This is a genomic window from Natronospirillum sp., assembly GCF_022565775.1.
GTDB lineage: Bacteria > Pseudomonadota > Gammaproteobacteria > Pseudomonadales > Natronospirillaceae > Natronospirillum.
The window spans coordinates 1-13,377 of record NZ_JAIUMC010000085.1 but is presented as its reverse complement, the minus strand read 5'-3'; the positions used below and the strand labels follow the sequence as shown (position 1 = coordinate 13,377).

Annotated in this window: 19 protein-coding genes; 15 read left to right on the top strand and 4 right to left on the bottom strand. The window is 57.2% G+C overall.

Annotation, left to right across the window (positions count from 1 at the left end):
* Positions 1-128: 128 nt before the first annotated feature.
* From LAT62_RS13285 to LAT62_RS13265, 5 genes are all read left to right on the top strand, one after another.
* Complete coding sequence (locus LAT62_RS13285) at positions 129-497, top strand: GerW family sporulation protein (RefSeq protein WP_293384771.1); 369 nt, start codon at positions 129-131, stop codon at positions 495-497.
* A 79-nt stretch (positions 498-576) separates the two neighbouring features.
* On the top strand, positions 577-1,095 hold the full coding sequence (locus tag LAT62_RS13280) for a DUF2953 domain-containing protein (protein ID WP_293384768.1): 519 nt from the start codon (positions 577-579) through the stop codon (positions 1,093-1,095).
* Positions 1,096-1,112: 17 nt separating this feature from the next.
* Entirely contained in the window at positions 1,113-1,337 is a 225-nt protein-coding gene (locus LAT62_RS13275; RefSeq protein WP_293384765.1) for a hypothetical protein, read from the top strand.
* On the top strand, positions 1,327-2,052 hold the full coding sequence (locus LAT62_RS13270) for a CPBP family intramembrane glutamic endopeptidase (RefSeq protein ID WP_293384762.1): 726 nt from the start codon (positions 1,327-1,329) through the stop codon (positions 2,050-2,052). The genes LAT62_RS13275 and LAT62_RS13270 overlap by 11 nt, the downstream gene beginning before the upstream one ends.
* An 82-nt stretch (positions 2,053-2,134) precedes the next feature.
* A complete protein-coding gene (locus LAT62_RS13265; protein ID WP_293384759.1) occupies positions 2,135-3,340 on the top strand; it encodes a crosslink repair DNA glycosylase YcaQ family protein in 1,206 nt (401 codons plus the stop codon).
* A gap of 27 nt (positions 3,341-3,367) precedes the next feature.
* On the opposite strand, the gene LAT62_RS13260 is transcribed toward LAT62_RS13265, so the two are convergent.
* A complete protein-coding gene (locus tag LAT62_RS13260) occupies positions 3,368-4,273 on the bottom strand; it encodes a LysR family transcriptional regulator (protein WP_293384756.1) in 906 nt (301 codons plus the stop codon).
* A 119-nt stretch (positions 4,274-4,392) separates the two neighbouring features.
* Here LAT62_RS13260 and LAT62_RS13255 point away from each other — a divergent pair, with 119 nt between their 5' ends.
* Positions 4,393-5,088 (top strand): NAD(P)H-binding protein, encoded by a 696-nt coding sequence (locus LAT62_RS13255; protein WP_293384753.1) that lies wholly within the window; start codon positions 4,393-4,395, stop codon positions 5,086-5,088.
* A 36-nt stretch (positions 5,089-5,124) separates the two neighbouring features.
* Here the strand turns inward: LAT62_RS13255 and LAT62_RS13250 are convergent, their stop codons facing one another.
* Positions 5,125-5,955 (bottom strand): AraC family transcriptional regulator, encoded by an 831-nt coding sequence (locus LAT62_RS13250; protein ID WP_293384750.1) that lies wholly within the window; start codon positions 5,953-5,955, stop codon positions 5,125-5,127.
* Between the two features lie 196 nt (positions 5,956-6,151).
* Here LAT62_RS13250 and LAT62_RS13245 point away from each other — a divergent pair, with 196 nt between their 5' ends.
* Positions 6,152-6,631, top strand: coding sequence for an AAC(3)-I family aminoglycoside N-acetyltransferase (locus LAT62_RS13245; protein WP_293384747.1), 480 nt, complete (start codon positions 6,152-6,154; stop codon positions 6,629-6,631).
* Here LAT62_RS13245 and LAT62_RS13240 read toward each other — a convergent pair.
* Together LAT62_RS13240 and LAT62_RS13235 are read right to left on the bottom strand one after the other, a co-directional pair.
* The gene (locus LAT62_RS13240; protein WP_293384744.1) at positions 6,625-7,131 is read right to left on the bottom strand and encodes an SRPBCC family protein; all 507 of its coding nucleotides are present in this window, start codon (positions 7,129-7,131) and stop codon (positions 6,625-6,627) included. The genes LAT62_RS13245 and LAT62_RS13240 overlap by 7 nt on opposite strands.
* Positions 7,128-7,466, bottom strand: a complete 339-nt coding sequence (locus tag LAT62_RS13235) for a helix-turn-helix transcriptional regulator (RefSeq protein WP_293384741.1) — start codon at positions 7,464-7,466, stop codon at positions 7,128-7,130. Before LAT62_RS13235 ends, LAT62_RS13240 begins: the two co-directional genes overlap by 4 nt.
* Positions 7,467-7,607: 141 nt before the next feature.
* On the opposite strand from LAT62_RS13235, the gene LAT62_RS13230 reads away from it, so the two are divergent.
* The 8 genes from LAT62_RS13230 to LAT62_RS13195 all read left to right on the top strand — a co-directional run.
* On the top strand, positions 7,608-7,973 hold the full coding sequence (locus LAT62_RS13230; RefSeq protein ID WP_293384738.1) for a helix-turn-helix transcriptional regulator: 366 nt from the start codon (positions 7,608-7,610) through the stop codon (positions 7,971-7,973).
* A gap of 21 nt (positions 7,974-7,994) precedes the next feature.
* Positions 7,995-8,462, top strand: a complete 468-nt coding sequence (locus LAT62_RS13225) for an SRPBCC domain-containing protein (RefSeq protein ID WP_293384735.1) — start codon at positions 7,995-7,997, stop codon at positions 8,460-8,462.
* Positions 8,463-8,470: 8 nt separating this feature from the next.
* Positions 8,471-8,860, top strand: coding sequence for a DUF1801 domain-containing protein (locus tag LAT62_RS13220; protein ID WP_293384732.1), 390 nt, complete (start codon positions 8,471-8,473; stop codon positions 8,858-8,860).
* Between the two features lie 57 nt (positions 8,861-8,917).
* Complete coding sequence (locus LAT62_RS13215) at positions 8,918-9,376, top strand: GNAT family N-acetyltransferase (protein WP_293384729.1); 459 nt, start codon at positions 8,918-8,920, stop codon at positions 9,374-9,376.
* A gap of 72 nt (positions 9,377-9,448) precedes the next feature.
* Complete coding sequence (locus LAT62_RS13210; RefSeq protein WP_293384727.1) at positions 9,449-11,284, top strand: SLC13 family permease; 1,836 nt, start codon at positions 9,449-9,451, stop codon at positions 11,282-11,284.
* A 26-nt stretch (positions 11,285-11,310) separates the two neighbouring features.
* Positions 11,311-12,063 (top strand): glucose 1-dehydrogenase, encoded by a 753-nt coding sequence (locus tag LAT62_RS13205; RefSeq protein ID WP_293384724.1) that lies wholly within the window; start codon positions 11,311-11,313, stop codon positions 12,061-12,063.
* 75 nt (positions 12,064-12,138) lie between these two features.
* A complete protein-coding gene (locus LAT62_RS13200; protein ID WP_293384721.1) occupies positions 12,139-12,498 on the top strand; it encodes a VOC family protein in 360 nt (119 codons plus the stop codon).
* Positions 12,499-12,613: 115 nt separating this feature from the next.
* The coding region (locus LAT62_RS13195) for a DMT family transporter (RefSeq protein WP_293384718.1) at positions 12,614-13,377 on the top strand (764 nt) is incomplete at its 3' end.

The following is a 13,377-nucleotide window of genomic DNA, read 5'->3' as shown; positions in this document are numbered from 1 at the left end:
CGACTATTTCTTTTTAAAGATTAAGTCCGCCTTTCCCGGAAAGGTGCGATGAACCCAATTTTTGCCCTCTGCACAGGTCTATAATGGGTATTGCTCGACCAGAAAGGTCGTCTTTCAGGAACACAGCCATGGAACATGTTGAAGCGTTACTCAAAACAGCAATGGGCGAAATCGAACGGATGCTTGATTCCAAGACGGTAGTGGGTGATCCGATTCAGATTGAAGGCACCACCATTATCCCACTGGTCAGTGTGGGGTTCGGTTTCGGCGCGGGCGGCGGTCAGGGCACCGGCTCCCTGAAAACCGGGGAGGGTGGTGAAGGCACCGGCGGCGGAACGGGCGGTGGTGGCGGTGTTAAACCGGTCGCCCTGATCATCATCGACAAGGACGGTGTTCGCATAGAACCCATCAAGGGGGCGGCGACTTCCGTTCTGGAGCGGGTGGCGGAGGTCATAGGCGAGACGATGAAAAAGAACGCTCCCGAGAGCACGGACTGAGGGCTGTGCCGTGCTCGCCCTCTGGATTGTGTTGGGGTGCTTGTTGACGCTGCTTCTGTTGCTGGCAGTGCCTGTGGACATGTCTTATGCCGTCCGTATGGAGGCTGGACAGCGGTCAGCGCGCGGCCAGTTCCGGTGGTTTTTTGGACTGGTGCGGGTGAAGTTGCCCGGAAAGCCTAGCCGCACCAAGAAAGCCGACAAACCACCCGACAAAGACAAGCCCAAAACACGATCCAAACCCTCGCGCCACTCGCCATTGGCAGCGCTGTCGGTGGAAGGCTTTATTGGCCATCTGCTGAGGCTGGTGCGCCGCCTGTTGGCCGGCCTTCACATTCATCATCTCGATATACGGGGACGGTTGGGTCTGGGAGATCCGGCAGACACAGGCCTGGCCTGGGCCCTGGTGGGACCGATCAGTGTGCTGCTGGACGCACCCGGTGTGACGCAGGTCGATATTCAACCGGATTTCTCGCAAGAGGTGCTGGATTTCTCCAGCAACGGCCGCGTTCGCGTGGTGCCACTGGAATACTTGACAGTGATGATTCGATTCATGGTGTCCCCCACTACCTTTCGAGCCATACGGGCGATGCGGTCATGAACCGGACTCGCCTTCGCATGGGCAAACCTATCGAGGTGGCCGGCCTGTCGATGGTTCCCATCGAGCAGATACGCCTGCAGGGCGACAACAATGACGGCGCACTCTGGCTGCATGCACAGGTAGACCCGTTTGCTTTGGTGGTCTGCGGTGCCGGTCAGCCCTATGCAGTGGGTATGGATGCCGGAGAGCTGTCTCTTGCTGAACTTCTCCGCCAATTGCCGGAGCTGGCGAGTGTTCTTTAGCCGTGCGATCAAGATTGTCGGTCTGGCTCTCTTGCTTCTGGGTGTCCCTCGCCTGGCCGGCCTGCTCGCAGATAGGTTCGACTACAGCCGCATAGATCCTGATGGCGCTTTTGCCTGGATCAGCGTCCATCATATTGTGCAGGCGCTGATCTTTCTGGCCATCATGATATTCGCTGCTCGACGCTGGGGTCTGCACTTCGGGTTCGGCTGGGGAAACAGGGTCGTCGGGTGGAAATGGGTTCGCATCTTCGCATTGATTTTCGCCGCTTATGTCGTGGTGTCTTTGCTGCTGGTGATGGCAACAGGGACGTTTCAGTATTTCCCCTACCCGCTGACTGCGAGGAATATCACCGGCCAGTTGGGCTTTCAGCTGTTGTTGTCCGGGCCGTCCGAAGAGCTGATTTTTCGGGCGTTTGCCATCACCCTGCTGGGGCTTTGGATCAAGGGTGGGTTGTTCCGGGGCACACTGAGCCACGCGACCATCATCGCTGCCGTCATCTTCGCACTGGCCCATGTCGGGGTGTCGTTTGCGCCCTTTGCACTGTCGTACCACCCGTTCCAACTGGTGTATGCGTTTGCTCTGGGGCTGGCTTACGGTGCCTGTTATGAGCAGTCGAAGAGCATGATCTACCCGATGATCATGCACAGCATGAGCAATGTGGTGGCTGTGGGGGTCAGTATTCTTGCTTCTTACTGGTTTCCGCCTGGCTCCTGAGAGTCTCGACTTCTGCTGGCCAAAAACCACCTGAGCACTCAAGATTGACTCGACCTTGGCACTCAACCTGAAGGAAGTGTTCATGCCCTTACCGCTTGACCCAACCACAGCCCGCCGCCTGCTGACTCGGTATCAGTTCCGCCAGGCGGCATTGCCGGACATTATCCAGCGCCTGGGCACTATTCAATATGACCCGCTGTCACCCATGGGCAAAAACCCGGACCTGGTGCTGCAGGCTCGGGTGCCGGGCTATCGCGTTGATGACTGGCAGCGGGCGGCCTATCGTGATCGTTTGCTATTGGATGGCTGGGACAAGCAGGCCAGTCTTTTTCAACCCGACGCCTGGTGGGCGCAGGCGCCTTTCCATGACTGGTTTGCGCAGCGCTGGCGAGCACATGGTGTGGATGTGGACGGCGACGAAGCCCAGGCTCTGCTGCAAGAAGTCGCTGATCGGGGGCCGGCCACCAGCCTGGAACTGGGGGGTCAGCAATCTGACCCCAGCTTGCGCGGCACCTGGTATGGTCCCAAGCGCTCGCGCCATCTGCTCAAAGCCCTGTGGGATTCCGGGCGGCTGGTTACCCGGCATCGGGTGGCCGGGCGCCATGCCTATGATCTGCCGGAGCGGGTGTTGCCCGAGGCCGTCAAGGCAACGCCGGGCACAGAGCCCGAAGCCCTGCGGCACCTGATTCTGCGCCGGGTGCAGGCAGTGGGTCTGCTGCGCCCCAAGGCTGATGCTGCGGTCTGGCTGCTGCCCTGCAAGCGCAAGCAGCGTGACCAGGTCGCGGCCGAGGCTGTCCGCGATGGTGAGCTGGCGGAGGTCGACATCGAGGGTGAACGCTACTGGGCGACACCCGCGGCGCTGGCATTGCTGGACTCATCTTCGGATGAAGCCGTAACAGCCGATGCCGCAGTGCGTTTCCTGGCGCCGCTGGACCCGCTGATGTGGGATCGCACGGCCGTAGCTCGCCTGTTCGGGTTCGATTATGTGTGGGAGGTCTACAAGCCGGTCAGGGAGCGGCGCTGGGGCTACTATGTTCTGCCGGTGCAGTGGGGTGACCGCTTTGTGGCGCGCTTTGATGGCCGCTGCCAGAACGGCGAGCTGACCATTCTGGCCTGGCACTGGGAAGCGGACATCAACCCAAAACAATTACCGGACGGTCTGCCTGAGGCGCTGACACACGCAGCGCGCCAGTTCATGCAGTATCTGGGGGCTGATCGTGTGCACCTGCCCAGAGGCATGGGCCAGGAAGCACGTCAGGCCTGGCAGACTGCGAAGCGGGGGCTTTGAAACGGCAAGTCATTTGCGATCGCTGTCTCACAACCCACTCTCTTTGGCAGACAGCGCCTCCGCAATGGCATCAAACACCACACGTATCCGCTGGCTGGTATGCAGTTCGCGATGGCAGACCAACCACAGCGGCAACACCAGCGGCGGACCAAACTGCTCAAAGGCTCTTCTGAACAGCGGCTCCCGGTCGCCGACCGTCTGCGGAATGAAAGCCAGGCCCTGATGGCGTTTGACCAACTCCCATTGCAATGACAGAGACAGGGTGGTGAGCCGAATGTTGCTGGTGTCCAACGGCCAGCCTTGTTCCCCCAGCACTGAGAGAAGCTGGTGCTCCCGATCAAAGCCGATCAATTGAATTGAGGTCAGTTCCTCAATGGAGGTCGGATTACCAAAAGGCGCCAGGTATTCGGGCGTACCATAAAGCCAGATGGGATCGTCATACAGCTTGCGGGCTATCAGGTCCGGTTGTTTGGGCCGAAAGCTGCGCAGCGCTATATCCGCTTCTCGGCGGGTCAGATTGGCCACCTCATGCGTCACCTGAATATCCAGATGAATACCGGGATACTGCTGCCGCAACTGGGTCAGCACCGGTGGCAACAGGAACACCGCTTCCAGTTCACTGGTGGTGATGCTCACTGTCCCTTCCAGGGTGCTGGCCTGCCCGGAGGCGGCCATTGACAACTGGGTGGCGGCGTCTCCCATGGCGCGAACATGCCTTACCATGGCGCGGCCAGACTCTGTCAGCACCAGCCCCTGCCCTACTCGCTCGAACAGGGTCACACCCAGTTCCTGCTCCAGTGCGGCCACCTGGCGCCCCAGCGTGGGTTGGGTGAGCCCAAGAGCCCGTGCACCCGCCGAGAAAGAGCCCTGCTCTGCGGTCACCAGAAAAGCGCGTGCCCGATTCCAGTCAAACTTGATTGCGGTCCAATCCATGCCACTAAACCATGCCACTATGCCATGCAAAAACGCATACCTGATAGACCAGATTACGCAATTACCCGGTATTTAAAAACAGATTATGATCAATCAGGTCAATTCTTAGGAGTAAAACCATGGAAGCCAAAAAATTATGTATCGTTGGGGCCTCTGGTAAGCTGGGACAATACATGGTAGAGATAGCCCTCAATGAAGGCTATGAGGTGGTCGGTGTCTGTCGGGAGAAAAGCCGCCACAAGCTCGACCGCTTCAAAGACCGCATCACCCTGTTTGGCAGTGCAACGGACGATGCAGAGGTCATCCGCCAAGCCACCGAGGGCTGTGTCGCCGTGCTGACCGTGTTGGTGCCCTGGGGTGTGCATGGCTATTCACTGGGCACCGCCCGAGCGGTGCTGGAACAGTCACCACCAGACGCACGGCTGGTCTTTTCCTGTGGCTGGCACATCAGCCAGGACGGTCAGGACCAGTACAGCTGGCATTTGAAGGCTCTGGTCGCCATCGCCAGCCCCCTGGCGCGCTGGCTCAGGGTGGGCGATATCGAAGACCAGATGCGCGCCACCAACCTGATCTTTCAAAGCCAACGCAAATGGACGGTGGTGCGTGGCAGTGATCTTGAAGAAGGCGAAAGCGAAGGCCTGCCCGGTTGGGCAAAGCACGTCGGTGATCCCATTCTGGCCAACAACCGCACGCGACGAATCGACTTTGCGCTGTTCATGGTCAAGGCCATCAACAACGATGCCCTGATCCACCAGTCACCCGCCATTGTGAGCTGTCAGAGCGCCTCTGCGCTATCTGCCAGCCCACAGTCGTAGAGTGACTCTTGAGTCCTTCACTGACAATCTATCCGGTTACCGCACGGCAATCCAGACTTCAAAACCACCACTGCCGGACACAGGATCAAACTCGGGGCCATATCTTTCCAGTGTCGGGCCACCGCTGGGTTCCAGACCAAAATCGGAGATACCCTGGCTCCATATCGCCGCCATGACCGATGTTATGTCGGCAATGTGCCCACCGTGAGCAAACACTGCATACTCCTGCTCGGGTAGTGTGGTGCTCACTACACCAGCGGGCAGTGCTGCCTGAGGCGGCACTTCAACGCCGGTCATGTAATCAAAGTGGCCGTCCTCATCGAAGTTGAAGCAGGCACCATACGCGGCACCGCTACTGTGTGGGGCAAGAGCCGCCAGAAATGGCTGGAAACGCTGCCATTGCTGGGGAATTCCTGCTTTGGCATCACAGTGGAAACGCGAGACAAGTCCTGCCAAATGCAAGTGCTTGAGTGATTCTCGGCGTGGAGGATCAAGTTGCATATGAGTTCCAATAGTCATAGCGATTGGCTCCGTCAGATTCAGGTTATCGGTATGGCCCTGGACGCGAACCTGCTCCGGGGTCATGGTAAAGGTTTCCTTGAAAGCGCGGGAGAACGCCTCGTGAGAGCTGTAACCATATTCCAGCGCTACACTGAGAATATCCGGTGCTCCGTTCGCCAATTGCTGCGCCGCCTCTGAGAGTCTGCGCAGCCGCATATACCGCATGGGTGTCTGTCCGAACAGCGCAGAGAAGGCACGTGTCAGGTAAAATGGCGACACATCGCACGCTGAAGCAACACTGTTGAGCGTCAGAGATTCCTGACTGTGGTGCTCGATATACCACAAGGCTTTCTGGACAGTATTCATTCGGCCTCCCGGAACTTGTGCTCTGGATCATGATAGCGCTCTTCCGGTGTGTTGCTTGATAGTTCTTGCCCTTGTCCGCACTGAACTATCCATCCATACTTTTTATGCCATTGGCTTCGTTAAGCCTACCGTTAAGATCTGTTCAGCCTCACAGTTGGGACCCAATTGATGAAAGAAATCAGGAGGCGCTACTGACATGACTACAGACTATGCTGTGCAGCAATTGACTTCAGCGGACCTTCTGTTGATGAGAGCATTGCTGCGAACGTTTGGTGAAGTCTTCGGCGAGTTGGATACCTATACCGGCCAGAGCCCTGACGATGTGTATCTGGCCGACTTGCTGGCCTCTGACTGTTTCGTGGCACTGGTTGCCCTGCACGGCAACGAGGTCGTTGGTGGGCTTGCGGCGTACGAACTGAGAAAGTTCGAGCTGCCACGCAGCGAGTTCTATATCTACGACCTGGCGGTGGACGAATCGCATCGGCGCCGGGGAATCGCAACCGCACTGATAGAGCAGCTCAAGCAGATCGCCGCCAGTCGGGGCGGCTATGTGATTTTCGTGCAGGCCGACACTGGCCCCGAAGATGCTGCTGCCATCGCACTCTACGACAAGCTGGGCCAGCGCGAGTCGGTTCTGCACTTTGATATCCCGGTGAGCAAACCGCCGAATCAATGAGCCTGGTTCTGCATATGCTCCACCAGTTGCTCCAGCGCCGTGGCCCAGCCCTCGTAGAAGCCCATCTCTTCGTGCTTTGTGCGCCCGCCTTCGTCTGGATGCATGGCAATCGCGGTATAGCGCGTGCCCTTGCCTTCCGGTTCAATCAAAATGTGGGCGGTAAACAGGAAACCGTCCTCGCCAGATGGCACCAAAGGACGAAAGCCCGGGGTCAGGGCAGAGGTCCATACCAGTCGACGATTCTCCACCACTTCCAGGTAACAGCCGTCATTGGCCGGGAGTTTTTCTCCCTTCGGTGAGCACATGACGGTGCGAAACCGTCCACCCGGACGTAAATCGATCTCGCACTCGGCCACGGACCAGGGGCGGGGGCAGAACCACTGCTTGAGATGTTCAGGTTGGGTCCAGGCCTCCCATACCAACTCGGGCGGGACATCCACCACGCGCTCCAACACCAGGTCCAGCCTGGGATCGATAGGAAAAGGGTATTGATTGTTCATTCTCGTTCCTCCTTCATTTGCAACAGGTAGTCATCCAGCCGGTCCAGCCGCTGCTCCCACAGTTGACGTTGCTGTTGGAGCCACTGCTCAGCTTCCCGAATCCGCTCGGGCTGCAACTCATAGATGCGAGAGCGGCCGGCTTTATGGGAGTGCACCAGCCCGGATTTCTCCAGTACTTTCAGGTGCTGCATGAAGGACGGAAGCGCCATGTCGTAAGGTTGCGATAGCTCGCTTACCGTGGCCGCCCCCTGGCCCAGGCGGGCCAGCACGCCCCGACGAGTGGGGTCGCCGAGGGCACTGAATGTGGTACTAAGATCTGGCTCATAGTTAGGCATAAAGCTAAGTATAGGCAACAGGCATAGTTAGGTCAATACCTAACTATATAGATCAGATGTCTTCAGCTCTTGTCAGACTTGACTCTGTCTTTTATATAGCTATATAGTTATATATCTATTTGGTTAATTATAAGGTATTGCATGTCTCAAGCGGCAACTCAGGACAATGACCTGTTGGACGCGGTATTTGCCGCCCTGGCCGATCCCACGCGCCGAGCCATGCTGGGGCGACTGGCTCGTGGAGAAGTCAGCGTCAGTGAACTGGCCAAGCCATTCAATCTCTCCCAACCGGCCATCACCAAGCACCTTAAAGTGCTGGAGCGGGCCGGACTGGTTAACCGCAGCCGGCGTGGTCAGCAACGCCCTGCCGTACTGAATCCTGAGCGCCTTGACGAAGCCAGTCGCTGCCTTGAAGCCTATCGCCAAATCTGGGAAGCCAACTTCAGCCGCCTGGATCAGCTGTTGGCGGAAGGAGAACTGCCATCACCGCCGGATGACCCGGCCTGACCAAACCTAAAAGGAGCGCATATGACTACTCAAGTGACCAGGTCCGGCGACCGTGAGCTTGTCATCACTCGTCGTTTCAACGCACCGCGAGCACAGGTATTTGATGCCTTTACCCACCCAGAATGGGTAAAACGCTGGTTACACGGCCCCGAAGGCTGGACCCTGGAAACCTGTGAGATCGACTTGCAGAAAGGCGGCGCCTTCCGCTACCAATGGCGAGGGGACAAGGGTGAAGTCATGGGCATGAGCGGCCGCTTTCTGTCCGTCGACCGTCCCGAGAAAACCGTCCATACTGAAATATTTGATGAAGACTGGACCGGTGGCGAAACCCGAGTAACCACGGCCTACTTCGAAGAGGGCCAGGGCACTCGTGTCGAGATGACCATCCTGTATGCGAGCCTTGAAGTTCGTGAGGGTGCCATCGAAAGCGGCATGGCCGACGGCATGGAAGCAAGCTTCGCAGCCCTGGAAGCCACTCTGATTCAGTGAGGTCCGAGATGCACCCGGATATTGTGATATTCAATGAACATCAGGCACCGGATCACAGGGCCGTTTGCGATGTTCTTGCACGCGAAATCGACAGCGGGCTGCCAGAGGCTGAAAGCAAGATCTGGCATCGACATCCAGTCTGGTTTCTGGATGGAAATCCAACGGTCGGATACAGCAAACAGAAGCCGGGTATTCGGCTGATGTTCTGGAGCGGTGCAGATTTTGAAGAAGACAAGCTGAATGTGGTGGGCAAGAAGTTCAAGGATGCCTCAGTGTTCTTCAATCTGGCTTCGGAGATACAGACATCTGACCTGCAGCGCTGGCTGGAAAAAGCACGAGAGATTCAGTGGGACTACAAAAACTTAATCCGCAAGGGAAAACTGGATAGACTGAAGTAGTCACGGAGTCCTGAAACTCGCGATGGCCTGGCAGTCTGCAAGTACAAAGGAGTGGATGTGGAGATAAGAATCGATGACCTGGAAAGCTCGGCCGTTATCGGGTTGTTGCAGGACCATCTCGCCGCAATGGAGCCTACGGCCCCGTCGGAGAGCCGCCATGCGCTGGATCTGGAAGGGCTGCGCAGCCCCGAGATCACCTTCTGGTCGATGTGGGACGGCACCGAACTTGCCGGTATCGGGGCATTGAAGCAGCTCTCTCCGGAGCATGCGGAGATAAAGTCGATGAAGACTGCGGAATCCTATTTACGCCAGGGCGTTGCCTCCAGAATGGTTCGGCATATTCTCCATGAAGCCAAGTTGCGGGGCTACAAGCAGATCAGCCTGGAAACCGGCTCCATGGCATTCTTTGCACCGGCCCGACGGCTATATGCTTCGTTTGGCTTCGCACCTTGCCCGCCATTTGGACCTTATGTTGAAGACCCCAACAGCGTGTTCATGACAAAGTATCTGGATTGATAAAGCCCGTAGCAAACCACTATTGTAGGCCGTGATGGGTCATTGCTTTGCCCGGCAAATAAAAAGGAAACCATGTCTACCGATCTCGCTTTTGTCCTAGCTCTACTGGCCATCACCATTGCGATGTTTGCCAGTGGGCGGCCGCGCATGGATGCCGTTGCCTTGATCATGATGACGGTATTGCCTCTCACCGGCGTGATTTCGGTCGATCAGGCGCTGGCCGGATTGAGTGACCCCAATATCGTATTGATCGCGGCACTTTTTGTGATTGGCGAGGGGCTTGTCCGCACCGGTGTGGCGCAGAGGATGGGCGATTTTCTGGTCAGAAAGGCCGGCAAGAGTGAAGCCCGCCTCATCATCATCCTGATGATTACGGTGGCCGGCATCGGGTCATTCATGAGCTCTACGGGCGTCGTCGCCATCTTTATCCCTGTGGTCCTGAGAATTGCCAAGAATACCGGTATCGCCGCCGGCCGCCTCATGATGCCATTGAGTGTTGCGGCCTTGCTCAGTGGCATGATGACCCTGATCGCCACGGCGCCCAACCTGATCGTGCATGGCCAGCTTGTTCGTGCCGGGCATGAAGGATTTCACTTTTTCTCGTTCCTTCCCTTCGGCCTTCCACTGCTGGGACTGGCCATTGCCTACATGCTCTTTACTCGGCGTTGGCTGATACCGAATGTCGACGCCAACGTGAACGAAAAGGAAAGGCCACGCCTCAGACAATGGATTGATGAATACAAGCTTGCCGATCGCGAGTACCGACTGAGACTTGAGAAAGGAAGCCCACTGGACGGCAAGCGGCTGGATCAACTCGACCTGCGGGCTTCCAGCGGGGTCAACATTCTGGCGATTGAGCGCAAAGCGCGTATGGCGGCGCAGGTCATTTGGCCACGTGCGCATACCTTGCTGCAGGAGGGAGATGTGCTCTTTCTGGATATCATTGATCCGGAAATTGATGTCAGTCAGCTTGGCAGTGAATTGAAGCTGCACAAGCTGGCACTGCCCAGCAAGTACTTCAGCGACTACTCCCAGGAGATCGGGATGGCAGAGCTGATGATTCCTGCCACGTCACCCCTGATCGGAAAAACGGTTGTCGACAATGGATTCAGGTCCACCTATGACCTTGTGGTTATTGGGCTCAAGCAGGGAAGAGAGGCTCTGGACAGCTCGAAGTCGATCATCGGCAAGCCGCTAAAAGTGGGCGACACCCTGCTCGTGGTGGGCCCATGGCGAGCGCTGGACAAGCTGCATCAGGATCACAACGACCTGATCACGCTCAACCTGCCCGCCGAAGTTGATGAGCTGATCCCGGAACCTTCCAAGGCGCCGTTTGCGGTAGGTGTGCTCGCCACTGTGGTGGCGCTGATGGTGTTCGGCATTGTGCCGAATGTGCAGGCAGCCTTGATAGGTTGCTTGCTGCTTGGGCTGTTTGGTTGTGTGGATATGAACAGCTCCTATCGTTCCATTCACTGGCAGACACTTATCCTGATTGTCGGCATGCTGCCCTTTTCCATTGCGCTGCAAAATACCGGGGGCATTGATATGGCGGCCGAGGGTCTCCTGTACCTGATCGGAGACGCCAGCCCGAGAATTGCCATGAGCGCCATTTTCGTTTTGACCGCAGTGCTCGGGCTGTTTATTTCCAACACGGCGACCGCGGTTTTGATGGCCCCGGTGGCGCTGACTGTCGCGGCAGAGCTTGGACTGTCTCCCTATCCGTTTGCCATGACGGTTGCGCTGGCTGCTTCTGCAGCCTTCATGACGCCCGTTTCAACACCGGTCAACACCCTGGTCGTGGGGCCGGGGAACTACACGTTTTTTGACTTCATCAAGATTGGTGTGCCCTTTACCATAGTCGCCATGATGACCAGCGTGCTCTTGGTGCCGGTTGTCTTGCCCTTCTAGTCAGTTCAAACGCACAGGGAAGACATATGATCCCCAACAAGATAGCGATCATCACAGGCTCCAGCAGAGGCATAGGTGCGGAGACAGCGAGACTGTTTGCGGAAAACGGCTATGCGGTCTGCATCAACCATGTGGCCAATGATGCGGCTGCTGAAAAGACAAAAAATGAAATACTGGGAAAGGGTGGCCAATGCATAGCCGTCAAGGCTGATGTGTCTGTTGCCAGTGAGGTCACCAGGTTGTTCGAAACAGTAGACGCCGAACTGGGGCCAGTGTCAGTGCTGGTCAATAATGCCGGCATTCTGAAAGATCAGTGCCGCATGATCGACATCAGTGAGGCACGTTTTGAACAGGTGCTGCGCACCAATGTCATGAGTTGCTTTATCTGTTGCAAGGAGGCCGTCAAACGCATGTCCACACAAAATGGTGGTACAGGCGGGGCAATCGTCAATGTCTCTTCCGGTGCCTCCAAAAGCGGCTCACCCAATGAATATATCGACTATGCCGCCTCGAAAGGTGCCATTGATACCCTGACCCGAGGCCTTGCGCTGGAGGTCGCCGACGAGGGGATCAGAGTCAATGCGGTACGGCCCGGCCTAATCCACACCGAGATGCATGCCTCCGGTGGTGAGCCCAACCGGGTGGACCGCCTGCAGTCGAAAATCCCCATGCAGCGCGGCGGTCAGCCGGAGGAAGTGGCTGAGGCTATCTTCTGGCTCGGTTCTGAAAAGGCGTCTTTTGTCACAGGCAGCTTTATAGACCCCTCGGGCGGCTTGTAACCCCCCCCCTACTGACATCTGAAAATACTGCATCTGACCAAATCAGATACGACCGAAAAAGAAAAGGAGAGCGTCATGCAGGAAACAGGAAAAATAGATTATGTTGAAATGCCCTGCCGGGATATCGAAGCGACAAAGACGTTCTTCGCCTCGGCCTTTGGCTGGTCGTTTGTCGACTATGGCGCTGAGTACATTGCCATTGACAATGCCGGGCTGAATGGCGGGTTTTTCAAGTCCGACAGGGTTGCCTCTGCTGCCATGGGCAGCGTACTGGTTGTCCTCTACAGCGCAGATCTCGAGACCACCATGGAAGACATCAAATCAGCCGGCGGCAAGATCATTCAGGACATATTCACTTTCCCGGGCGGCCGCAGATTCCACTTTTCCGACCCCAGCGGGAACGAATTTGCAGTCTGGTCTGAACGCGATGCATAAAAATCTGAGGCAGGCTCGCAAACAAAGCGACCGCTGGGCCGAGTATTATTCGCACCATGAAACTCGTCCGGCATGGCCACTCCTCAAGCGTGCGCCGCAAGGGAGCCGCTGAAAGGTGCAGGCCCACGCCCTCAAAGCCACCGCCTGGATGGGCGGCACGCTGGTCTCTTTTGCAGCCATGGCAATTGCCGCGCGGGAGCTGTCGGCAGACCTCGGCACCTTTCAGATTCTGGCCATCCGCAGCCTGATTGGCCTGCTGCTGATATCAGCCATTCTGAGCCGGGTGGGCTGGCAGCAGTTGTCGCTGCAGAACATCAGGATTCATCTCCTGCGGAATCTGGTGCACTTCTGTGGTCAGTTCGGTTGGTTCTATGCCATTGCGTTCATTCCACTGGCGGCTGTGTTCGCCATCGAGTTCACCGTGCCCATCTGGACAGCAATATTTGCTGCAATTCTGCTTTCAGAGCGCATCACCGGAGCCAGAGTACTGGCCATTCTGTTGGGGGTTGTCGGTGTGCTGGTGATCCTGCGACCGGGAATGGACGTTGTTCATCCCGCCGCATTCGCTATCCTCGGTGGCGCTGTGGCTTATGGCCTGTCACATACACTCACCAAGAAGCTTTCCGGTCGCGACAGCACCTTGTGCATCCTGTTTTTCATGATGCTGATTCAACTGCCGCTCGGGTTTGTACCCGCAGCCTTTGACTGGGTGCCTCTCACAACTGCCCATTGGCCGTGGGTGATGGTGGTGGGTGTCACCGGGCTGACCGCCCATTACTGCATGGTGCGTGCCCTGTCGCTGGCCGACGCAACCCTGGTGGTGCCCATGGATTTTCTGCGCCTGCCACTGATCGCCCTGGTGGGCTATGCGCTATACGA

Coding starts and splice junctions, on each gene's coding strand:
- LAT62_RS13285 (WP_293384771.1), top strand. CDS start 129: ATGGAACATGTTGAAGCGTTACTCAAAACAGCAATGGGCGAAATCGAA.
- LAT62_RS13280 (WP_293384768.1), top strand. CDS start 577: ATGTCTTATGCCGTCCGTATGGAGGCTGGACAGCGGTCAGCGCGCGGC.
- LAT62_RS13275 (WP_293384765.1), top strand. CDS start 1,113: ATGGGCAAACCTATCGAGGTGGCCGGCCTGTCGATGGTTCCCATCGAG.
- LAT62_RS13265 (WP_293384759.1), top strand. CDS start 2,135: ATGCCCTTACCGCTTGACCCAACCACAGCCCGCCGCCTGCTGACTCGG.
- LAT62_RS13260 (WP_293384756.1), bottom strand. CDS start 4,273: ATGGATTGGACCGCAATCAAGTTTGACTGGAATCGGGCACGCGCTTTT.
- LAT62_RS13255 (WP_293384753.1), top strand. CDS start 4,393: ATGGAAGCCAAAAAATTATGTATCGTTGGGGCCTCTGGTAAGCTGGGA.
- LAT62_RS13250 (WP_293384750.1), bottom strand. CDS start 5,955: ATGAATACTGTCCAGAAAGCCTTGTGGTATATCGAGCACCACAGTCAG.
- LAT62_RS13245 (WP_293384747.1), top strand. CDS start 6,152: ATGACTACAGACTATGCTGTGCAGCAATTGACTTCAGCGGACCTTCTG.
- LAT62_RS13240 (WP_293384744.1), bottom strand. CDS start 7,131: ATGAACAATCAATACCCTTTTCCTATCGATCCCAGGCTGGACCTGGTG.
- LAT62_RS13235 (WP_293384741.1), bottom strand. CDS start 7,466: ATGCCTAACTATGAGCCAGATCTTAGTACCACATTCAGTGCCCTCGGC.
- LAT62_RS13230 (WP_293384738.1), top strand. CDS start 7,608: ATGTCTCAAGCGGCAACTCAGGACAATGACCTGTTGGACGCGGTATTT.
- LAT62_RS13225 (WP_293384735.1), top strand. CDS start 7,995: ATGACTACTCAAGTGACCAGGTCCGGCGACCGTGAGCTTGTCATCACT.
- LAT62_RS13220 (WP_293384732.1), top strand. CDS start 8,471: ATGCACCCGGATATTGTGATATTCAATGAACATCAGGCACCGGATCAC.
- LAT62_RS13210 (WP_293384727.1), top strand. CDS start 9,449: ATGTCTACCGATCTCGCTTTTGTCCTAGCTCTACTGGCCATCACCATT.
- LAT62_RS13205 (WP_293384724.1), top strand. CDS start 11,311: ATGATCCCCAACAAGATAGCGATCATCACAGGCTCCAGCAGAGGCATA.
- LAT62_RS13200 (WP_293384721.1), top strand. CDS start 12,139: ATGCAGGAAACAGGAAAAATAGATTATGTTGAAATGCCCTGCCGGGAT.